Genomic DNA, 20,322 nt, shown 5'->3' on the forward strand with positions numbered 1-20,322 from the left:
TCCGAACAATTCCGGCAGTTGGCTCAGCCCGACTCGGTACGGTCGGAGAACGTGGCTACTTCCTCACTAGGTTCGCTTCGATCCTTGGACGCCGACGCCGTCCTGCTCGACCTCGACGGCACCCTCGTCGATTCTTCTCCAGCACTCCTGCGCTGCTGGTCGACCTGGGCGGCCGAATACGGCATCGGCAAGGACGAGTTCGGCGCCGTCGTCGGGCACGGCCTCACCTCGGCGGCGATCGTTCGCGCGCTCGTGCCCGCTGACCAGGCCGTTTCTGCGCAGCGCCGGATCGACGAGCTGGAAGCCACCGACCTGACCGACATCCAGGCCCTTCCCGGTGCTCGCGAGTTCACCAGCGCGCTGCCCTCGGGGCGGTGGGCGATCGTCACGTCGGGCAACGCCGCCGTGGCCACCGCGCGCGCCAAGGCAGCCGGCATCTCTCACGAGGTCATGGTCACCGCCGACGACGTACGCGAGGGCAAGCCGCACCCCGAGCCCTACCTCCTCGGCGCCAAGCTGCTCGGCGTTCCCCCTGCACGCTGCGTGGTCGTCGAAGACGCTCCGGCCGGCCTGACCGCCGCCAGGGCTGCCGGCATGCGCGGCATCGCCGTGACCACCCATCACGCGGCGAGCGAGCTCGACGCCGACCTCGTTGTGGAGGGCCTCCACAAACTTCGCGTAACGGTTGACGGCCAGGCCCTTCGCATTCAGGCGGTGAAGCGGGCATGATCAATCCGTGCTCACTGTGTCGAATTTGCGGCCCCGCCGCGGGGTGTTCACGGCAGCGCTCGCACTTGTTCTGCTAGCGGTCGGATCGATCGGATCGGCCTGCTCGGCGGGCAGCACGGGCAACCAGTCCAGCGACAAGGGGACGACGCCCGGCAAGGAGCTGTCGGTCGGGTTCGCCGCCGAGCCGCTGAGCCTCGACTTCACCTCCGACAACGGCGCCGCGATCCCGCAGGCGTTGCTCGTCAACGTTTACGAGGGTCTGGTCAATCTCGACGCGAACGGCGACATCAAGCCGTTGCTCGCCAAGGACTGGGCGGTGAGCGCGGACCGCAAGACCTACACGTTCCACCTGCGCGAGGGTGTGAAGTTCTCCGACGGCAAGCCGTTCACCGCCGAGGACGCCGCGTTCAGCATCAACCGCGTGAAGACCGACTGGAAGATCGACATCAAGTCGGCGATGGAAGTGGTTGACAGCGCGAAGGCGGTCGACCCCACCACGTTGGAGGTCGTGCTCAAGCAGCCGAGCAACCTGTGGCTGTTCAAGATGACCACCCGGATCGGCGCGATGTTCTCGCGCACGGGCGTGTCCGGGCTGAAGACCAAGGCGATCGGCACCGGGCCGTACATCGTCCAGCGCTGGACCCGTGGCACGTCGATCGTGCTGGCCCGCAACCCCGGCTACTGGGGCCCGAAGCCGGCGCTCGACAAGGTGACGCTGAAGTACTACAAGGACCCCAACGCGATGAACAACGCGTTGCGCACCGGCGGCCTCGACGTCGTCAGCACGCTGCAGGCGCCCGAGAGCCTGTCCCAGTTCTCCGACAAGAGCAAGTACCAAGTGATCGAGGGCACGACCAACGGCGAGGTCGTGCTGTCGTTCAACAACGCCAGGCCGCCGTTCACCGACAAGCGGGTCCGGCAGGCGATCCGGTACGCCCTTGACCACAAGGCGATTCTCGACACCGCGTGGGCCGGGCACGGCGAGCTGATCGGCTCGATGGTGCCGCCGACCGACCCGTGGTACGAAGACCTCACCGGTCTCTATCCGCACGATCCGGCCAAGGCCCGCGCTCTGCTGCGGGCCGCCGGCAAGCCGAAGCTGACACTGCGGCTGCGGATCCCCAACCTGCCCTACGCCGTCTCGACCGCGCAGGTCGTGAAGTCGCAGCTGGCCGACGTCGGGATCACGGCGAAGATCGAGCCGCTGGAGTTCCCCGCGGTGTGGCTGGACGAGGTGTTCAAGAAGGCCGACTACGACATGTCGATCATCGCCCACGTCGAGCCGCGCGACATCACCAGCTGGGGCATTCCGGCGTACTACTGGAAGTACGACAGCAAGCCGTTCCAGGAGCTGCTGGCCAAGGCCGACGCCGGCACCGAGCAGGAGCAGGTCACCTACATGAAGCAGGCGGCCCGGCTGCTGTCGGAGGATGCCGCGGGCGACTTCCTGTTCCTGTTCCCGAACCTCATGGTCGCGACGCCGCAGGTGAAGGGGCTCCCCAAGAACGCCGTCTCGGAGGCGTTCGACCTGACCACGGTCTCCAAGGGCTGACCCGAGGTCACCGTGGTCCTGCGGCTGCTGAGGCGTACCGGCGTGTTCGTCGCGACATTGTTCGCGGCGACGCTGCTCGTGTTCGGCTTCATGGCCGTGCTGCCCGGCGATCCCGCCGAGGTGGTGCTGGGCACCAACGCCACGCCGGAGGCGGTCGAACAGCTGCGCGGCGAGTTCGGCACCGACCGGCCGCTCCTCGTGCGCTATCTCGACTGGGTCGGCGGGCTGCTCACCGGCGACTTCGGGCGGTCGTACGTCACCGGTGACCTGATCGGCCCGCAGGTCGTCGACCGGCTCGGGGTCACGGCGTGGGTCGTGGTCACCGCGATGGTGCTGGCGCTGGTGATCGCCGTCCCGATGGGCACCGTAATGGCGGTACGACACCGGCACCCGTCGGGGGCGGTGCTGTCGGTGCTGAGCCAGCTGGGCATCGCCGTACCCGCGTTCCTGACCGGGCTGCTGGCCGTGGCGTTCTTCGCGGTGAGGCTGTCCTGGCTGCCGTCGGGCGGCTGGGTCGCGCCTGTCGACGGGTTCGGGCAGTTCGTCCGGCACCTGGTGCTGCCGGTGGCGGCGCTCGGGCTGGCCCAGGCGGCGGTGCTGGCGCGGTACGTCCGCTCGGCTGTGCTCGACGTGCAGCGCGAGGACTACCTCCGAACGGCCCGGGCGAAAGGCCTGACGCCTTACCGCGCGCTGTTGCGGCACGGCCTGCGCAACGCCGCGATCCCCGTCGGCACCGTGCTCGGGCTGCAGCTGGCTACGTTGCTGGTGGGCGCGATCGTGGTCGAGCAGGTCTTCGTCATCCCCGGTCTCGGCAGCCTGCTGCTCGACGGAGTGGCCAACCGCGACCTGCTGCTCGTGCAGGGCGTGGTGATGGTACTCGTGGTCGCGGTGCTCGTCGTCAACTACCTCGTCGACATCTTCTACACCCTCGTCGACCCACGGCTGCGAACGGCTGGGCCAGGAAGAGGCACAGCATGAGGCTCCTGGTGAACAGACGGCTGAGCCCGTCGCTCGTCGCCGGCGGCGTGCTGGTCGCGCTGGTGTTGCTGGCCGCGCTCGTCTCGTTCGTGTGGACGCCGGGCGACCCCTTCCGCGTCGACTCCTCGGCCCGGCTGCTCGGTCCGGGCGCCGGGCACTGGCTCGGCACCGACAAGTTCGGCCGTGACGAGGCCAGTCGGATCCTGATCGGCGCGCGTACGACGCTGTTCGTGGGCGTGGTCGCCGTCGGTGTGGCCGCGCTGCTCGGCACGCCGCTCGGCATCCTCGCCGGCATGTCGCGCGGCCGGCTCGGCGGCTTCGTGATGCGAGCGGTGGATCTCGCGCTGGCGTTCCCGGCGCTGCTGCTGGCCATCATGTTCGGCGCGGTGTTCGGCGCGAGCACGCTCACGGCGATGGTCGCGATCGGGCTGGCGACCGCGCCGGCGTTCGCGCGGATCGTCCGGGCCGGAACTCTGCAGGTGATGAGCACGGAGTACGTCCTGGCGGCGCGCTCGGCCGGGCGACGGCCGTGGGGGATCGCCGTCAAGCACGTACTGCCGAACGTCACCGGGCTGGTGATCGTGCAGTCGTCGGTGAGCTTCGCGATCGCCGTGCTGGCCGAGGCCGGGCTGTCGTTCCTCGGCTTCGGCACCGCTCCCCCGACGCCTTCCTGGGGCCGGATGCTGCAGGAAGCGCAGGAGCTGGTGTTCGACCACCCGCTGCTGGCGGTCTGGCCGGGCGTCGCGATCGCGCTCGCGGTGCTCGGCTTCAACCTCGCCGGCGACGGGTTGCGCGACATCTACGACCCGCGGCTGGACTCACGATGACAGATTCGGGACCAGTGCTTTCGGTTGCCGGGCTGGGCGTCCAGCTGACCGGCGGGACGTCGCTCGTACGCGACGTCTCGTTCGACCTCGCGGCCGGTGACCGGGTCGGCCTGATCGGCGAGTCCGGCTCGGGCAAGTCGCTGACCGCGCTCGCGCTGATGGGTCTGCTGGCCGACGGGCTGGCCGCCTCCGGCGACGTCGAGCTGGCCGGTACGCCGGGAAACCTGCTCACGCTGCCGGAACGGGCCCGGGCTCGGCTGCGCGGCAGTCAGCTGGGCATGGTGTTCCAGGAGCCGTTGTCCGCCCTGAACCCCGTGATGCGGGTCGGCGACCAGGTGGCCGAGGCACTGCGCGTGCACGACACCGTGCGCGGCCGATCGGCCGCGGCCCGGCGCGCGGTCGAGCTGCTCGACCAGGTGCGGCTGCCCGACCCGGAGCGCTCGGCCCGCGCGTACCCCCACCAGCTGTCCGGCGGCCAGCGGCAACGCGTGATGATCGCGATGGCGCTGGCCAACGACCCGGCGGTGCTGATCTGCGACGAGCCGACCAGCGCGCTCGACGTCACCGTGCAGGCCCAGATCCTCGAGCTGGTCACGGCCGCGACCGCCGAACGCGACACCGGACTGCTGTTCATCACCCACGACCTCGCGGTCGTCGCGACCGTGTGTACGCGGGTCCTGGTGATGCGGGACGGTGAGGTCGTGGAGTCCGGCCCGGTCGGCGACGTCTTCCGCGACCCGAGGCATCCGTACACGCGGGCGCTGGTGTCGGCGGTCGACCTGTCGGCGGCCGCGCCCGCGCAGGCGTCGGCCGAGGCCGGGCGGCCACAGATCCGGCTGTCGGGCGTCACCCGTACCTACAAACGCCGGCGGGCCTCGCTGTTCGACGCGGCGCCGGAGATCCACGCGCTGCGTGGCATCGACCTCGACATCCCGGCGGGTGGACGGTTCGGCATCGTCGGCGAGTCCGGGTCCGGCAAGTCCACGCTCGTCCGCCTGATCGCCGCGCTCGACCGGCCGACCGCCGGCTCCATCCAGCTCGACGGCCGCGAGGTCGCCGGGCTGCCGGAGCGCAAGGTGCGCTTCGTCCGCGAGAACCTACAGATGGTCTTCCAGGACCCGACAGGCTCGCTCGACCCGCGGCTGAAGGTCCGCGAGATCGTGGCTGAGCCCTTGATCGCCCTGAAGCACGAGAACATCGTGCCGACTGTCAACGAGCTGCTGTCGGCCGTCGGGCTGCCGGCCGACGCCGCCGATCGCTATCCCCACCAGTTCTCCGGCGGGCAGCGGCAGCGGATCTCGATCGCGCGGGCACTGGCACCGCGCCCGAAGGTCCTGCTCGCCGACGAGCCGGTGAGCGCGCTGGACGCGCCCATCCGCGCGCAGATCCTCGACCTGCTGCTCCGGCTGGCCGACGAGTACGAGCTCACGCTGGTGCTGGTCTCCCACGACCTCGCGGTGATCCGGCACGTCTGTTCGCACGTCGCGGTGCTGCACGAGGGCGGTGTGGTCGAGTTCGGTCCGGCGCGGGAGGTGTACGACAACCCGCGGCATCCGTACACGCGGCGCCTGCTCACCGCCGTACCCACGCTGGACAAGGCGCTGGCCGGTGTCACCGCCGCGGAGCTGATCCTGGAGGCGAACGACGGTGGAGGCTGACGGCATCGACCCAGCCGGCGTGGTCGCGTTCACGCGCGAGCTGGTACGCGTCCGGAGCGTCCACGAGCCCGAGACGGGTTCGGCGGAGGCGCCGGCGGCTGCCCTGGTCGAGGCGAAGATGCGGGAGTTCGGCTGGTCGCCGGTCCTCACCGAGGTCGCGCCGGGCCGGCCGAACGTCGTCGCGGTGCTCGAAGGCGAGGGCGGGCCGGGACCGACGCTGCTGTTCGAGGGACACACCGACGTCGTCACCGAAGGCGACGCGGCCGACTGGACCGTGCCGCCGTACGAGGGCCGGGTCGCCGGCGGCAGGTTGTACGGACGCGGGGCCGCCGACATGAAGAGCGGGCTGGCCGCGGTCATCTTCGCCGCGCGGGCGGTGCAGCTCGCCGGGCCGTTCCGCGGTCGCATCGTCGTGGCCGCGCTCGCCGACGAGGAAGGCATGATGCTGGGCGCGAAGGCGTTCGCGGCCGATCCGCTGGCAGCCGAGATCGACGGCGCGATCATCGCCGAGCCCGAGGCCGGCGAGATCTGCGCGGTGGCCAAGGGATCGCTGCGCCTGCGGATCGACCTGCACGGAACGATGGCGCACGGTGCGATGCCCGAGCAGGGACGCAACCCGATCGTCGCCACCGGGCGGATCCTCGCCGGCCTGGACCGGCTGCAGGCCGAGCTGCGAGCCGCGCATGGCCGGCACCCTCACCTGGGGCAGGTGCACCTCACACCGACCGTGCTGCGGGCCGGCGACACCGACCAGCTGAACGTGATCCCGGCCCACTGCCTGCTTGGCGTCGACGTGCGTACCGTGCCGGGCGTCGACCACACCGAACTGACCGCGCGCGTGGCCGGGCTGGCCGAACGAGCCGGCGCGGAGGTGGGCGTACGTACGGCCGTGTCGGTGATCGACGACCGGCCGGCGGTCGACACCCCGGCCGACCACCCGGTGATCGCGGCCCTGGCCGAGGCCCACCTGCACGTCACCGGCCAACCACCGGTGTTCGGCGGCGTGCCCGGCGCCACCGACGGCACCATCCTCACCCGCGACGCCGGGATCCCCACCGTGGTCTACGGACCGGGCGGCAAGTGGATCGCCCACCAGGCCGACGAGTACGTCGAGATCGACGAGATCGTCTCGTGCACAAGGGTGTTCGCCCAAGCCGCCAGGATCTTCCTCGGCCAGGAGATCTAGGCGAAGGCAGCCTCGGTGAGGCCGTCCTCCTGGCCGGGCGGCCACTCGACCAGCTCGATGCGGTAGCCGTCCGGGTCGGTGATCCAGGCTGTCTTCGGGCCGTCCGGGCCGCCGGGGAGCTCCATCGGGCCAGGCTCCAGCCCGGCTGCGGTCAGCGACTCGAGGATGTCGGCCAGCACGTCGTACTGGATCGCGAGGTGGTCGAAGCCGGTGCCCACGTCCACCGGGCCGTCGGCCGGACGGTGGACCAGCTCGAGCGACACCGACGGCTCGTCGGGGAGCTTGAGCATCGTGAGCTGGGAGCCGTCGTCGAACGGGACCACGCCGAGCGCCTTGTATCCCAGCGCGGTGTAGAACGCGAGTGACTTCTCGAGGTCGGTGACTCGCAGGCCGATGAGGATCGTCTTCTGCATAAGGACAAGGATCCAACCGCTCCAGCCCGGCGGCGTCAAGCACCCGTTGTCCCGCTCGTCGCGTATTTCGGCCCGGCGGGCGCCGTCGAGACAGTAGGCTCCACGTGCCATGAGAAGCCTGCAGGACCAGATCAGCGGAGTCGTGCTCACACCGGATGCGCCGGCTTACGACCAGGCGCGCACCGTGTGGAACGCGATGGTCGACCGCAAGCCCCGGCTGATCGTGCGCTGTGCCGATCCTGCCGACGTGGCCTCCGCGATCCGGTACGCGCGCGAGAACGAGCTCGAGATCGGCGTCCGCTGCGGCGGCCACAGCGTCATCGGGCACGCGATTCCCGACGACGGGCTGGTCATCGACCTGGCGATGCTGAACGACGTCCGGATCGACCCGATCCGGCGCCGTGCCCGGGTGCGGGGTGGTGCACTGCTGGGCTCCCTGGACCGCGCCGGTGAGCCGCACGGGCTGGCCACGACGGCCGGCAACGTCTCGCACACCGGCGTCGGCGGCCTCACGCTCGGTGGCGGGATGGGCTGGCTGGCCCGCCAGTACGGCCTGACCTGCGACAACGTCCTCTCGTTCGAGGTGGTGACGGCGGAGGGCCACACCGTGCGCGCCAGTGCCACGGAGAATCCCGGGCTGTACTGGGGGCTTCGCGGTGGCGGCGGAAACTTCGGAGTCGTCACCGAGTTCGAGTTCCAGCTGCACCAGGTCACCGGACCGGCCACGGTGGCGAACCTCCTGTTCCCACTCGACGCGGCTGTCGAAGCACTCCGCGGCTGGCGCGAGCTGGCGGCGGCCGCCCCCAGGCAGGCGACGCTGACCGCCTGGGTCGGCGAGGTCGCGGGCGAACCGCGGGTGGGCCTGGGTTTCGTCTACGTGGGCGAGCACCCTCACGACCTGCTGGCCGGGCTGCGTGCCCTCGGCCGGCCGGTCGACGAGCAGGTGCGGCAGCTGTCGTACGTCGAGCTGCAACGGATGGACGACGACATCGAGGGCCACGCCTTTCGCCGCTACTGGAAGGGCCACTACTTCCGCGACCTGCCTGACGCCGCGATCGAGGCGTTCGTCCTGCGGGGCACCCCGGACGGCCGCGGAACGGGCCTGCCGAATGCCAGCTTGCAGGTCTACGGCGGCGCCATCGCCGACGTCCCGGACGATGCCACGGCGTTCAGCCATCGCGACACGTTCGTGGAGTTCGTGTCCGCCTCGAAATGGACGGACCCGGCCGAGGACGACCTGCGGATAGCCGCCGCGCGGCAGTACGGCACCTCACTCGCGCCCTACGCCAGCGGAGCGTACGTCAACGCCCTCACCGACGAAGGAGCCGGCGGAGTGCGGCGCGCCTACAGCCCCGAGAAGCTGGCGAAGCTCGCCGCGCTGAAAGCCACCTGGGATCCCGGCAACGTGTTCCACCTCAACCACAACATCGTGCCCAGCCCGCCCGGCACGCCCGGCTAGACGAGCGTGTACGTCAGTCCCGAGCCGTTCTGCACCTCCACCGCGCGGCTGTTCACCTGGTCGTGGATCGTGCCGAGGTTGCCGGACTGCGTGCCGTACGCCCCTACGATCCAGCCCGTTGCCGTCGCCTGGTCGTCGACGACGTAGAGATGCGTGCCCGCGACGACCGCGTTGCGCTCGAAGTCGAACGCCCGGTGCAGCGTCGCCGTCTTCGAGGTACGCCGGGCGGTGAGCGTGCCGTACTGCAGCCGGGTCGCGTCCGACACGAAGTAGCCCAGGTCGTCGGTGTCGGTCGCCTGTAGCAGATCCAGCAGGAACGTGCCGCCCTGCAGGTTGAAGCCGGCCGACGGCGCGTTGGTCACGACGACATCGGTCAGGTGCACCGTGGCCGACGCGTTGCTCGACACGCCACGTGAGCCCGGCCGGTCGACGTCGACGTTGCTGAAGAACACCTCGCCGGCACTGTCGATCTCGATGCCGAACGTGTTGCCGGACTGGCCCCCTGCCAGCGCGCCGCCGTTGTAGACGAAGCCGTTCTGGAAGCGCACGTTGGTCGGAACGCGCGTGTTGTAACTGCTCTCGTAGCCCACCTTGAGGCCGCTGACCGCGCTCCAGTTCACGCCGAAGTGGTCGATCGTGACATCGCTCTGCCCGATCACCGTGATGCCACGGGCCTTGGAACTCTCGACCGTGATGTCGCTGGCGAAGCCGCCGGTGTAGGCCGGACCACCGGCGTAGTTGACGAACGCCAGCCCGTCGTCTCCCGTGTTGGTGGTCCACACCTCGTCCGCATAACCGTCCTGGCAGTTGGCGAAGTGCAGGCCGTCGGCCATCGTGTTGGTGATCCGGATGTTCGTGGCACGCGGCCGTGCGCAGTGATAGAACAACAGGCCCGCACCGGCCGAGCCGTTGATGTTCGCGCCGTTCACCTGGGTGTCGGTGGTCTCGAGGAAGATGACGATCTCCTGCGAGTCCGGCTGGCGCACGGTCGGCAGCGTGGTGAACGTCGCGACCAGGTTGCTGAAGACCGCACCCGTTCCGCCCTGGAAGTTCAGCCCGCGCCTGGTGGGATCGGTGAAGACCAGCCGGGCGCCGGCCTGCATCGTCCACTGGCCGGTGTAGTTCAGCAGCACGATGAACGAGCCGCTGTTGTCGATCCGGTAGTCGCCGGGCGGGAACGTCACCGCCTGGCCGGAGCTGTTGCCGAGCGCGCCGATCAGGTTCACGCGGTTGGTCTGCGGGCTGTTCCCCGGCGCGATGCCGAGGTCGGGCGCGGGCACCGGGTCCGCGGCCTCGGCCGGTGCCGGCCGCGAGAGCCCGTACCCCGCCAGGCCCGCCACACCCATCGTGCCGAGCGTCAGGAAAGCCTTGCGTGAGATCGCTGCCATGCTGGTTGCTCCCGCCTACTCGATGACGAGCTCCTGGATGAGTGCGCGCTGCTGGTCGTCGATCGCGATGCCGGTCGCGCCGACGCCGCTGAACGTGTTGCCGGACACCACCAGCCGGTCGAGCACGCTGTAGTCGGCGCTCACCGGCGTGGGGCCGCCGACCCAGACACCGGCGTACGGCGTCCCGCTGATCGTGTTGCCCGTGATGGCGAGGTCGCCGCTGGTCCTGCCCTCCGACAGGCCGTGCACGGCGATCGCGCCCGGCAGGTAGCTGAGCCGGCCGCCGTTGACGCCGGTCAGCGTGTTGCCGGTGAGCTCGATCCGCTTGGGCGGGTAGTGCGAGCAGCGCTCGTAGACATAGAGCCCGGCGAGGTACGTCGAGCGAACGTCGTTGCCGTCGACCACCACGTGGTGCCCGCCGACCACACCGATGCCGGCGCCCTCGCGCGTGCCGTCGACGCGGTTGCCGCTGATCCGGACGTACTGCGGCTCGACCTCGATGCTGCCGACCCACGAGGTCTCGATCGCGTTGTCGCGGCTCTGCCGGACGTCGCAGCCCTCCACGACGGTCTGCCGGCAGGCGGCCAGCTCGATGCCGTACGTTCCCGCCTGCTCGACCCGGCAGCCGGAGACCCGCACACCTCGCGAGGAGTCGATCCGGATGCCCGGACCACTGGACCGGACGGCGGTCACGCCCGACACGACCGACGAACGGGCGGCGGAGAACTCCAGCAGCGCACGGTTCCGGCGCACCGTCGGCTGCGAGCGTAGCTCGAGTCGCAGCCCGCTGACCGAGCAGTTCTCGACGTCGACGAACCGCAGACCCTGGTGGTCGGCGCTGCCGAAGACCAGCACGGAGTTGTCGCCGTCGCCCCTGACGTGGACGTTGCTCCGGCCCGCGACCAGCAGGTGGTGCCGGATCCGGGTGAAGGCGAGCGAGTCCTTTCCAGGCAACGGATCCAGCCGGTAACGCCCGGCCGGCACACGCAGCACGCCACCCGTCGCCGGAAGGCTCGCCAGGGCTTTAGCGAACGCCTGCAGGTCGTTGGCACGTCCGTCACCACGGGCACCGAACGACCGGACGTCGACGGTGCGGGGCAGCGTCGCCGGGAGCGCCGGCGGCTCCTCCCAGCCGGTCTCGTCACCGGCCCGGCGGAACTCCCGGTACACGTCGCGGTACGACGGTCTGACGTCCTTCACGGTGAACCCGTCGAAATCTCCGGCGACCGAACCGTTGACCACCGGAGGCGTCGACACGAGATTGCCGTCGCTGGTGGCCGCGGTGAGGTCGCCGTCGACCAGCACGCTCGCCGTGCCCGTGTCGAGAATCTTGTTGTCCTCCAGGACGATCCCGTCGATCGTGCTGCGACCCTCGACGTGGATGCCGGACTCGGTCGTGTCCTGCACGTCGTTGTCACGGACGACGAAGTCCGTGCCGGTGACGGGATACCAGCCGTCGAACCCGAACGTCATGCCGTGGACCTCGGAACCGTAGACCCGGTTGCGTTCGAGCGTGAGGCCGCGTACCTCCATCATCACCGCCAGAGCGGCCTGGAAGCCGCCGGTGCCGAACCGGTAGAACGCGTTGTCCTCCCGCTGCGCGAGGTTGCCGCGGATCACGACGTTGTCGCGTACGAAGCTGTCGTACAACGGCGCCGGCGGCCAGTCGGCGAACCCGCCGACGGTGGAGAAGATGCCCGCGTTCCCGGCCGCCTCGACCCAGTTGTGCTCGGTGACCTGCCCGGCGCCGCCGAGCGTCACTCCCCTGCCCCACGGCACGAAGACGACGGTGTTGTGGACGAACCGGACGCCGGTGAGGATCGACGGGTCGGGCGTCGACCGGGTGTTGGTGACGTTGCCGACGCAGTCGTCGTAGCAGTTCTCCACCCAGTTGTAGGCCGCCACCGAGTCCGAGCAGCTCTCGAAGTGGATGGCGTCGGCGGCGACGTTGCGCAGCACGCAGTCGACGACCCAGTAGCCCTTGCCCTGGTTCATCCAGATGCCGGGCTGTCCCTGGTCGACGGTCACGCCGACGAACTGCGCACGGTCCTGCTGGGAGAACGACAACGTGTAGTGCGGCTTGGAGTTGCGCGCCAGGTAGTACGGCGTCCAGCTGAACGAGAGCGCGCGGAACGAGAGCTCGGCCGAGTTGCCGAGCGACCAGCCCTGCACGTGACCGTAGTCGCCGCCTCCGATCGCGGGCTGCTCGAAGACGATCGCCGAGTCCTCGCCCTCGCCGACGAAGTGGATGTTGTGCAGCGTGCGCCGCCAGTGGTACGGCGTGGGAGCGGCCGGTGGCGGGAAGACGTAGCGGCCCGGCGGGACGTAGACGATGCCGCCACCCTGGGCGTCCAGGGCGTCTACGGCACGGTCGAACGCGGCGCGCTCGGGCGTGTGGCCGTCACCGGTGGCGCCGTAGTCGCGGACGTTCACGACCGGCATCGAGGCGTAGTCGATGCGCGGCATGCCCTCCAGGCCGGGCCGGGCGTAGAAACTGTCCGGGAGGTTGGCCACGCGGCGGGTCCCGGCGAGCGCCTGGCGGGCGGGCAGCAGACCGGCGGCGGCCGCACCAGCGGTCACCAGGCCGGTGCGACGAAGGAACGTGCGCCGATCAGAGTGTGCTGTCATGGCCCGGAACGTAGGCTTCACGCTTTAATGTGTCAATGGCACGACAACGTCCGAAGGAGGCCGTCGCCGATGAGCCCGGACCGAGACGACGCGGTGCCGCTGTATCACCGCATCAGGGAAGAGCTGCGGGCCGCGATCGAGCGCCGGGAGTACGCGCCCAGCACGCCGTTCATCACGCAGCGCGAGCTGTGTGATCGTTACGGCGTCAGCTCGACGACGGCGATTCGTGCGTTAAACGATCTGGTTGCCGAGGGCATCCTGGTCCGGCGGCGCGGGCAGGGCACGTTCGTGGCCGAGCAGCCGGAGCCGGGCGCGGCACCACCGCACCGCGTCCGTACGGAGGGCGCGACGATCGGGTGCCTCGTCCACGGCCTGGAGGGTCCGCACGGCACCCGGGTGGTGTCCGGCGTGGAGACGATGTGCGCGGAGCTCGGCTACCGCATGCTGCTCGTCGACTCCTACGGCTCGGCTGAGCGCGAGGCGAAGGCGCTGGAGGAGTTCGCCCGGGCCGGCGTCGCCGGGGTGGTCGCGTACCCCGCGCAGGGCCGCGTCAACACGGCGGCGTACAGCGAACTGAACGCCCGGATCCCGCTGGTGCTGACCGACCGTTATCTGCCGGAGCTCGCCACCGATGTGGTCATGCCCGACCACTTCGCGGTCGGCTACCAGGTGACGACCCATCTGATCGCGCTCGGCCACACGCGGATCGCGACGCTGTGGAGCGAGACCGACTGCACCAGCGTCCAGGACCGGCTCACCGGGCACAAGCAGGCGCTGCGGGAGCACAGCCTGCCGGTACGGCCCGAGCTGACGGTCGTACGCCGGTTCTGGAGCCAGGCGGACGGCACCGACCAGTCCGTGCTGCGCGACCTGCTCGACGGACCGGAGCCGCCGTCTGTGCTGTTGTGCGCCAACGGGTTCGTGCTCGCGGCCGCGGCGTACGACCTCGTCCGGCTCGGCGTGGAGTTCCCGGACCGGATCGAGCTGGCCGGCATGGACAACGCGGGCCCGCTCGAACCACTGCCGATCACCACGGTCGCGGCCGTGCTCCCGTCGAAGGAGATGGGCCGCGAGGCGATGCGCCTGCTGGCCTCCCGGATCGCAAGCGGCGAACGGCATCCGCAGCAGCACGTCGTGCTGCCGATCTCCCTGAGCACCCGCGCGGCCGCGGTCGGATACCTGCGGGCCGTTGTGGGCGGGCAGCACCAGGAAGCCGTGCCGTTGTGGCGGCAGCGGCTATAACTCGTCGTGGCCGGTAGGTTCGACGGGTGGACTACTCGACGATGTTCCGGCTGGACGGGCGTAAGGCTGTCGTTGTCGGCGCGGGCAGCGGGATCGGGCGGGAGGCGGCGCTGGCGCTCGCGGCGCAGGGTGCCTCCGTGGTGTGCTCCGACCGCGACCCGGCCGCGGCGGGTTCGACCGCCTCGGCGATCGGCGGCGACGCGAGCCCTTATCCGCTTGACGTTCTGGACCGCTCGGCGGTGGCCCGGGCCCCTGACGAGCTCGGCGAGGTGGACGTGCTCGTGTTCACGCCGGCGACGAACGTACGCAAGCGGCTGCTGGACTACCAGCCCGAGGAGTACGACCAGGTGGTGAACCTCAACCTGCGTGGGGCGTTCGACCTGGTGCGCGCGTTCGGCCGGGGCATGGTGGAGCGCCGGCGCGGCAGCATCATCGGCTGCTCCTCGATCCGCAGCGTCAACGTCGAACCCGGGCAGGGCGTCTACGCCGCCACGAAGTCGGGGCTGGTGCAGTTGCTGCGTACGGCCGCGGCGGAGTTCGGGCCGTCGGGTGTCCGCGCCAACGCGATCGCGCCGGGTGTGGTCGACACACCGCTGACCGCCCAGATCAAGGCCAACGGCCCGTGGTACCAGGCCTACGCCGACAAGAGCGCGCTCGGCCGGTGGGCGTCGCCGTCTGAGATGGCGGGCGCGATCGTCTTCCTGGCTTCGGATGCGGCCAGCTACGTCACCGGGACGGTGCTGTTCGTCGACGGCGGCTGGACCGCGGTCGACGGGCGCTTCGACCCGCCCTCCTGATGCCGGTTTCCGGCGGGCCGCCGCGGTTGCGTGCCCTCGGCGGGTTCGGTGCGTTCGGGCTGTTCTGGGGTGCCTGGGGTGCGATCCTCCCCGCGGTGAAGAGCGAAGCCGGCGTGACCGAGGCGCAGCTCGGGCTGGCCCTGGTGATGATCGGCCTCGGTGCGCTGGTGTCGATGCGCTTCACCGGCTATCTGATCGACCGGTACGGCGGCGTGGTGCTGCCCGCGGCGATGGTGCTGTTCGGACTGTGCGGGCTGCTGCCGGCGTTCGCGGGCTCCGTGGTCACGCTCAGCCTCGCGCTGTTCCTGCTCGGCGCGACGTCGGGTGCCGCGGACGTGGCGATCAACGCCGCCTGCTCGCGCGCCGAGCTGCTCACCGGACGGCCGGTGATGAACCTCGCCCACGGCTGCTTCTCGATCGCCGTCGTGGTGGCGAGCTTGGGTACGGCCGGTTTGCGTGCTGCGGGCGCCGGCTCGCTTCCGGTGCTCGGGCTGGCGTTCGCCGTGATCGTGCTGGTCGTCGTGTTCCTGCTGGCTCCAGGCGCCCGGGCACCGCTGGCCGCTCCCGGCGAGACGCCCGGAGCGAGACCGCGGCGCAGGCTGGAGCCTGCCCTGCTCGTCTTCGGCGGGCTGTGCGCACTCGCGTACCTGGTGGAGAACGCCTGGCAGAGCTGGAGCGCCGTCCACCTGGACGCCTCGCTGGGCGCGGCTCCCGCGCTGGCGTCCAGCGCCCCGGCCGTCTTCGCCGCCGCGGCCGCTGCCGGGCGGTTCGGCGGGAACGCCCTGCTGCGTAAGGTCCAGCCGGTCCAGCTCCTGGTCGCCGGTGGTGGCATCGCGGCGGCCGGATCCGCGCTGGCCGCGTTCGCCGGCAACCCGTGGCTCGCGCTGGCTGGCATCGGTGCCGCCGGGCTCGGGACCTCGGTCTGCGCTCCGACGATCATCGGCATGGCCGGCACGTGGGCCGGGCCCAACGGGCAGGCCGGTGCGATCTCGACGGTGACCACGATCGCGTACCTCGGGTTCCTCCTCGGGCCTGGTGCGGTGGGAGCCATGTCCGGCGTGTGGTCGTTGCCGATCGCTCTCGGCGCGGTCGCGGCGCTGGCCGTCCTGGTCGCCGCGTTCGCGCCAGTGGCCGCACGCTCCGGAGCGAACCAACGGGCCTGAGCGGCCGGCGCCGCCACGAGATCCTCCGCGACAGGCGAGGCGAGACCTCCAGCCCCCGGCGACGCCTGGACGTCCTCGCGCCGGTGCCGGCCGCGGCGGACACCAGCAGCATCGCTCCCGACGCCGCTCGCTGCGCGACCGTGGCCCGGGCAGGGTACCGGTGCCGCACGATCGGGTCGGGCGCTGCGGGTTCTCCGTTCTGACAGATTGTGGAGCTAGGCAAGCCTTGCCTAAGTTATGCTTCAGCCACCATCTCGCTGAAGGACACCCTCTGCCATGAGCAAACGCTTCCCCATGGTCACCGCGGCCTTGCTGACCGTCGCATTGGTTGGTGCGGTGACGGCATGTGGCTCCGGCACGCAGCAGACCGGCACGACGGAGAACAGCCGGCCGTTCTCCTACAAGTCAGGCAATGGCCAGGTCGTCAAGCTCGACAAGACGCCGAAGCGGATCATCGCCCACTCTTATGCCGCCGCGGCGCTGATGGAGTTCGGCATCATGCCGATCGCGGTCTGGACCGACGGTGCGGTCAAGGACGACGTCGGGCTGCAGAACGCCAACCTCGACGGCGTCGAGGTGATCGGCCACGAGTGGGGCAAGATCGACGTCGAACGGGCTGCCGCGCTCGAGCCCGACCTGATCGTCGGTGACTGGTGGCCGGCCGAGAAGGCGTACTCCGGCATGGAAGCCGGCGTCGAGGAGCGCAGCAAGCAGATCGGCACGCTCGCGCCGGTGGTCGGTCCCGCGCAGGGCGACTCGATCGTCGACCTGATCGAGGGGTACGAGCGGCTCGCGAAAGCCCTCGGCGCGAACGTCGACACCGGCAAGGCCGCCAAGGCGAAGGCGAACTTCGCGCGCGCCCGCAATGACTTCACCGAAGCCGCCAGGGCCAAGCCCGGCCTGACCGCGCTGGCGATCAGCCCGTACGACGACAAGTACGCCGTCGCCGTCCCGAAGTACGCGCCCGAGCTGCTGGACTTCCAGAAGTGGGGCCTGGACGTGACCGACCCGGCCAAGCCCGACCCGGAGTTTCCGTACTGGCAGACGCTCAGCTTCGAGAACGCCGACACCTACCAGCCCGACCTGCTGTTGTTCGACGACCGCAACTATCCGGCGAACTTCGACCTGCTGAAGAAGCAGCCGATCGCCAAGAGCATCAAGGCGTACGCCGCCGGCGCGTACGTCAAGTGGCCGGCCTACTGGCTGCACACCTACACCGACTACGCCCAGCAGCTCGACAAGCTGACCGCCGCGATCGAGAAAGCGGACCCGTCGCTCACATGATCGGTAGGAACGACGCGGGCCGGATCGCCGGTCTGGTCGGCCTCGCCGGCGTCCTGCTCGTCGTGTGCTTCTTCAGCATCACGATGGGCTCCCGCTCGATCACGCTCGCCACGATCTGGGACGCGTTCGTACACTTCGATCCCGGTTCGGCGGCCGAGACCGTCGTCCGGCAGATGCGCGTGCCGCGGACGCTGATCGGCCTGATCGCCGGCGCAGCACTCGGCGTCAGCGGCGCGATCTTGCAGGGCGTGACGCGTAACCCGCTCGCCGATCCCGGAATCCTGGGGATCAACGCGGGCGCCGCTGCGTTCATCGTGTTCTCGATCATGGTGCTTGGGACGCAGAGCGTCAGCATCCACATCTGGCTCGGCTTCCTCGGTGCCGGTGCGGCGACAGTGCTGGTCTACGGCATCGCGTCGTTCGGGCGCGAAGGCGCCACGCCGGTCAAGCTCGCGCTGGCCGGCGCCGCGGTGACAGCCGGGCTCTCGTCGATCACCGCCGCGATCGTGATGACCAACATCGAGGCGCTGAACGCCTTGCGTTTCTGGCAGGTCGGCTCGCTGGCCGGCCGATACCTGCCGGTGTTGTGGCAGACGGCTCCCTTCATGCTGCTCGGACTGATCGTCGCCCTCGGCGCCGGGCGTGCGCTGAACGGGCTCGCGCTCGGCGAGGACGTCGCCGTCGCCCTCGGCCAGCGCGTACGCCGGACCCGCGCGGTGCTGTTCGTCACGGTCACGGTGTTGTGCGGCGCGGCCACCGCCGCGTGCGGGCCGATCACGTTCCTCGGCCTGGTCGTGCCGCACCTGGCTCGGCTGATCTGCGGTGCGGACTACCGCTGGATCCTGCCGTACTCGATCCTGCTGACGCCGATCGTATTGCTGGCCGCCGACATCACCGGCCGAGTCGTGCTGGCACCCGACGAGCTGCAGGTCGGCGTCGTGCTCGGGGTGCTCGGCGCGCCCGCGTTCGTCGCGCTCGTCCGCTTCCGGGACCTGGTGAAGCTGTGAGGACGACCATCACCGACGCCGCTCCCCTGGTCCGCGCGCACCGCATGCGGCGGCGGCGCCGGGTCGTGCTCGTGACCGTCGTGCTGGCGGCGATCGCGTTCGGCCTGTTCGTGCTGACCATGATGATCGGCAGCTTCCCGCTCACCGCGTGGGAAGTCGTCGCGTCGACGTTCCGGCTGCGCGAGGATCCGTCGGTCGACTTCATCGTGCACGACCTGCGGCTGCCGGTCGCCGCCGCGGCGCTCGGCGTCGGGCTCGCACTGGGCGCGGCCGGCTCGACGTTCCAGAAACTCCTGGCCAACCCGCTCGCCTCGCCGGACTTCGTAGGGATCTCGTCCGGCGCGAGCCTGTTCGCGGTGGCGTCGATCATCCTGTTCCACGCGAGCAGCGCGTGGATCTCGGGCTCGGCGCTGGCCGGCGCGCTGCTGAGCTCGGCGCTGATCTACCTGCTGGCGTGGAAGGACGGCATCTCCGGCTACCGCTTCATCCTGATCGGCATCGGGGTGTCGGAGTTCCTGCTGTCGATCGCGGCCTACCTGATCGCACGCGCCGACCTGTACGACGCGCGCGAGGCGATGACCTGGCTGGTGGGCTCGGTCGGGCAGGCCGGGCCCGGCGAGCTGCGTACGTTGCTGGTGACGCTGGTCGTCCTCTTGCCCGCGGCGATGCTGCTGGACCGCCCGCTGCGCGCGCTGGAGCTCGGAGACGACGCGGCCAAGGCACTCGGCACCAGGGTGGAGCCGGCGCGGCTCGGCCTGATCGCGGTGGCGATCGTGCTGGTGGCGTTCGCGACGGCGGTCGCCGGACCGATCATGTTCGTCGCGCTGGTGTCCGGGCCGATCGCACGGCGGCTGCTCGGCCCGACGTCCGGCGGGTTGCCGGCGTCCGCGTTCGTCGGCGCGATCGTGGTCCTCGGCGCGGACCTGGTGACGCAGCACCTGCTGCCCGTCGCACTGCCGACAGGAGTCGTCACCGGCGCGATCGGTGCGCCGTACCTGATCTGGCTGCTGATCACCGTCAACCGGGAAGGACGCGGCGGATGACCGCACATGACCTGCGTGCCCGCTCACTGAGCCTGGGGTACGCCGAGGCGGACGTCATCCGCGACCTGTCCGTCGAGATCCCCGACGGCAAGATCACCGCGATCGTCGGGGCGAACGCGAGCGGGAAGTCCACGTTGCTACGCGGGCTGGCGCGGCTGCTGTCTCCGAGGGCCGGCGAGGTGCTGCTGGACGGCACCTCGGTCCAGGCGATGCGCAGCGTCGAGGTGGCGAAGGTGCTCGGGCTGCTGCCGCAGTCGCCGGTCGCACCGGACGGCATCACGGTCGGCGACCTGGTGGGGCGCGGACGCTATCCGCACCAGGGCTGGTTCCGCCGCTGGAACGGCTCCGACGACGCGGCCGTGTCCTCTGCGCTGGCCGCGACCGACACCGCCGAGCTGATCGACCGGCCGCTGTCGTCGTTGTCGGGCGGGCAGCGGCAACGCGTGTGGGTGGCGATGGCGCTGGCCCAGGACACCGACATCCTGCTGCTGGACGAACCGACGACGTTCCTCGACATCTGCCACCAGGTGGACCTGCTCGACCTGCTGACCGACCTGAACCGTGCGTCCGCCAAGACGATCGTGCTGGTCCTGCACGACCTGAACCTCGCCTGCCGCTACGCCGACCACCTCCTGGCGATGAAAGCCGGCGAGATCGTCGCCGAAGGTCCGCCGTCAGACGTCATCACCGCGGCCACAGTGACCGACGTCTTCGGGCTGGCCTGCGTAGTGGTCGACGACCCGATCAGCGCCACCCCGATGGTCGTCCCCCGCGGCCGCCATCGATCCGTCGGCGAAAACGAGCGGCGCCCACACCACCCGGCGCACTAGAGTCGACCGCGATCCGTCCGTCGAGCAGAAGGTAGCACCGGTTTTGTTGGACTCCACGCTCCGCACCAGCCCGGCCACGAGGGCCTGAGCTCGATCAGAGCACGCCCTCGGAGGGACGCGTAACGCCCTCCGGCACTG

At 70.4% G+C, this 20,322-nt stretch carries 17 protein-coding genes; 14 read left to right on the forward strand and 3 right to left on the reverse strand.

Going from position 1 to position 20,322, the window contains the following annotated elements; all coding sequences use genetic code 11:
- Window positions 1–84 precede the first annotated feature (84 nt).
- Genes ACYVF6_RS14230 through ACYVF6_RS14255 form a run of 6 tightly spaced genes read left to right on the forward strand, consistent with a single transcriptional unit; the run spans window position 85 to window position 6,930 of the window.
- On the forward strand, window positions 85–729 hold the full coding sequence (locus ACYVF6_RS14230; RefSeq protein WP_460521139.1) for an HAD family hydrolase: 645 nt from the start codon (window positions 85–87) through the stop codon (window positions 727–729).
- Window positions 730–736: 7 nt separating this feature from the next.
- Window positions 737–2,281, forward strand: coding sequence for an ABC transporter substrate-binding protein (locus ACYVF6_RS14235; protein WP_460521141.1), 1,545 nt, complete (start codon window positions 737–739; stop codon window positions 2,279–2,281).
- Between the two features lie 12 nt (window positions 2,282–2,293).
- On the forward strand, window positions 2,294–3,259 hold the full coding sequence (locus tag ACYVF6_RS14240) for an ABC transporter permease (protein WP_460521143.1): 966 nt from the start codon (window positions 2,294–2,296) through the stop codon (window positions 3,257–3,259).
- The gene (locus ACYVF6_RS14245) at window positions 3,256–4,086 is read left to right on the forward strand and encodes an ABC transporter permease (protein WP_460521145.1); all 831 of its coding nucleotides are present in this window, start codon (window positions 3,256–3,258) and stop codon (window positions 4,084–4,086) included. Before ACYVF6_RS14240 ends, ACYVF6_RS14245 begins: the two co-directional genes overlap by 4 nt.
- Entirely contained in the window at window positions 4,083–5,744 is a 1,662-nt protein-coding gene (locus tag ACYVF6_RS14250) for a dipeptide ABC transporter ATP-binding protein (RefSeq protein ID WP_460521147.1), read from the forward strand. The genes ACYVF6_RS14245 and ACYVF6_RS14250 overlap by 4 nt, the downstream gene beginning before the upstream one ends.
- A complete protein-coding gene (locus tag ACYVF6_RS14255) occupies window positions 5,734–6,930 on the forward strand; it encodes a M20 family metallopeptidase (protein ID WP_460521149.1) in 1,197 nt (398 codons plus the stop codon). The genes ACYVF6_RS14250 and ACYVF6_RS14255 overlap by 11 nt, the downstream gene beginning before the upstream one ends.
- On the opposite strand, the gene ACYVF6_RS14260 is transcribed toward ACYVF6_RS14255, so the two are convergent.
- Entirely contained in the window at window positions 6,927–7,343 is a 417-nt protein-coding gene (locus ACYVF6_RS14260; RefSeq protein WP_460521152.1) for a VOC family protein, read from the reverse strand. The genes ACYVF6_RS14255 and ACYVF6_RS14260 overlap by 4 nt on opposite strands.
- A 109-nt stretch (window positions 7,344–7,452) precedes the next feature.
- Here ACYVF6_RS14260 and ACYVF6_RS14265 point away from each other — a divergent pair, with 109 nt between their 5' ends.
- Entirely contained in the window at window positions 7,453–8,802 is a 1,350-nt protein-coding gene (locus tag ACYVF6_RS14265) for an FAD-binding oxidoreductase (protein ID WP_460521154.1), read from the forward strand.
- Here the strand turns inward: ACYVF6_RS14265 and ACYVF6_RS14270 are convergent.
- Window positions 8,799–10,190, reverse strand: a complete 1,392-nt coding sequence (locus ACYVF6_RS14270; protein ID WP_460521156.1) for a hypothetical protein — start codon at window positions 10,188–10,190, stop codon at window positions 8,799–8,801. The genes ACYVF6_RS14265 and ACYVF6_RS14270 overlap by 4 nt on opposite strands.
- Window positions 10,191–10,205: 15 nt before the next feature.
- Entirely contained in the window at window positions 10,206–12,818 is a 2,613-nt protein-coding gene (locus ACYVF6_RS14275; RefSeq protein WP_460521158.1) for a right-handed parallel beta-helix repeat-containing protein, read from the reverse strand.
- Window positions 12,819–12,887: 69 nt separating this feature from the next.
- On the opposite strand from ACYVF6_RS14275, the gene ACYVF6_RS14280 reads away from it, so the two are divergent.
- From ACYVF6_RS14280 to ACYVF6_RS14310, 7 genes are all read left to right on the forward strand, one after another.
- Entirely contained in the window at window positions 12,888–14,060 is a 1,173-nt protein-coding gene (locus tag ACYVF6_RS14280; protein ID WP_460521160.1) for a GntR family transcriptional regulator, read from the forward strand.
- 26 nt (window positions 14,061–14,086) lie between these two features.
- Complete coding sequence (locus ACYVF6_RS14285) at window positions 14,087–14,857, forward strand: SDR family NAD(P)-dependent oxidoreductase (RefSeq protein WP_460521162.1); 771 nt, start codon at window positions 14,087–14,089, stop codon at window positions 14,855–14,857.
- Window positions 14,857–16,020: an MFS transporter gene (locus tag ACYVF6_RS14290; protein ID WP_460521164.1), complete on the forward strand. Its 1,164-nt coding sequence runs from the start codon at window positions 14,857–14,859 to the stop codon at window positions 16,018–16,020. Before ACYVF6_RS14285 ends, ACYVF6_RS14290 begins: the two co-directional genes overlap by 1 nt.
- A gap of 276 nt (window positions 16,021–16,296) precedes the next feature.
- Window positions 16,297–17,304 (forward strand): TroA family protein, encoded by a 1,008-nt coding sequence (locus ACYVF6_RS14295; protein ID WP_460521166.1) that lies wholly within the window; start codon window positions 16,297–16,299, stop codon window positions 17,302–17,304.
- Window positions 17,301–18,311, forward strand: coding sequence for a FecCD family ABC transporter permease (locus ACYVF6_RS14300; RefSeq protein WP_460521168.1), 1,011 nt, complete (start codon window positions 17,301–17,303; stop codon window positions 18,309–18,311). The genes ACYVF6_RS14295 and ACYVF6_RS14300 overlap by 4 nt, the downstream gene beginning before the upstream one ends.
- A complete protein-coding gene (locus ACYVF6_RS14305) occupies window positions 18,308–19,354 on the forward strand; it encodes a FecCD family ABC transporter permease (RefSeq protein WP_460521170.1) in 1,047 nt (348 codons plus the stop codon). Before ACYVF6_RS14300 ends, ACYVF6_RS14305 begins: the two co-directional genes overlap by 4 nt.
- A complete protein-coding gene (locus tag ACYVF6_RS14310; protein ID WP_460521173.1) occupies window positions 19,351–20,184 on the forward strand; it encodes an ABC transporter ATP-binding protein in 834 nt (277 codons plus the stop codon). The genes ACYVF6_RS14305 and ACYVF6_RS14310 overlap by 4 nt, the downstream gene beginning before the upstream one ends.
- Window positions 20,185–20,322 lie beyond the last annotated feature (138 nt).

Source organism: Flindersiella endophytica (assembly GCF_054779015.1).

Bases quoted from the DNA above. Each gene is read 5' to 3' on its own strand.
- ACYVF6_RS14245 (WP_460521145.1), top strand. From the start codon at position 3,256: ATGAGGCTCCTGGTGAACAGACGGCTGAGCCCGTCGCTCGTCGCCGGC.
- ACYVF6_RS14250 (WP_460521147.1), top strand. From the start codon at position 4,083: ATGACAGATTCGGGACCAGTGCTTTCGGTTGCCGGGCTGGGCGTCCAG.
- ACYVF6_RS14260 (WP_460521152.1), bottom strand. From the start codon at position 7,343: ATGCAGAAGACGATCCTCATCGGCCTGCGAGTCACCGACCTCGAGAAG.
- ACYVF6_RS14265 (WP_460521154.1), top strand. From the start codon at position 7,453: ATGAGAAGCCTGCAGGACCAGATCAGCGGAGTCGTGCTCACACCGGAT.
- ACYVF6_RS14270 (WP_460521156.1), bottom strand. From the start codon at position 10,190: ATGGCAGCGATCTCACGCAAGGCTTTCCTGACGCTCGGCACGATGGGT.
- ACYVF6_RS14275 (WP_460521158.1), bottom strand. From the start codon at position 12,818: ATGACAGCACACTCTGATCGGCGCACGTTCCTTCGTCGCACCGGCCTG.
- ACYVF6_RS14280 (WP_460521160.1), top strand. From the start codon at position 12,888: ATGAGCCCGGACCGAGACGACGCGGTGCCGCTGTATCACCGCATCAGG.
- ACYVF6_RS14290 (WP_460521164.1), top strand. From the start codon at position 14,857: ATGCCGGTTTCCGGCGGGCCGCCGCGGTTGCGTGCCCTCGGCGGGTTC.
- ACYVF6_RS14295 (WP_460521166.1), top strand. From the start codon at position 16,297: ATGAGCAAACGCTTCCCCATGGTCACCGCGGCCTTGCTGACCGTCGCA.
- ACYVF6_RS14300 (WP_460521168.1), top strand. From the start codon at position 17,301: ATGATCGGTAGGAACGACGCGGGCCGGATCGCCGGTCTGGTCGGCCTC.
- ACYVF6_RS14310 (WP_460521173.1), top strand. From the start codon at position 19,351: ATGACCGCACATGACCTGCGTGCCCGCTCACTGAGCCTGGGGTACGCC.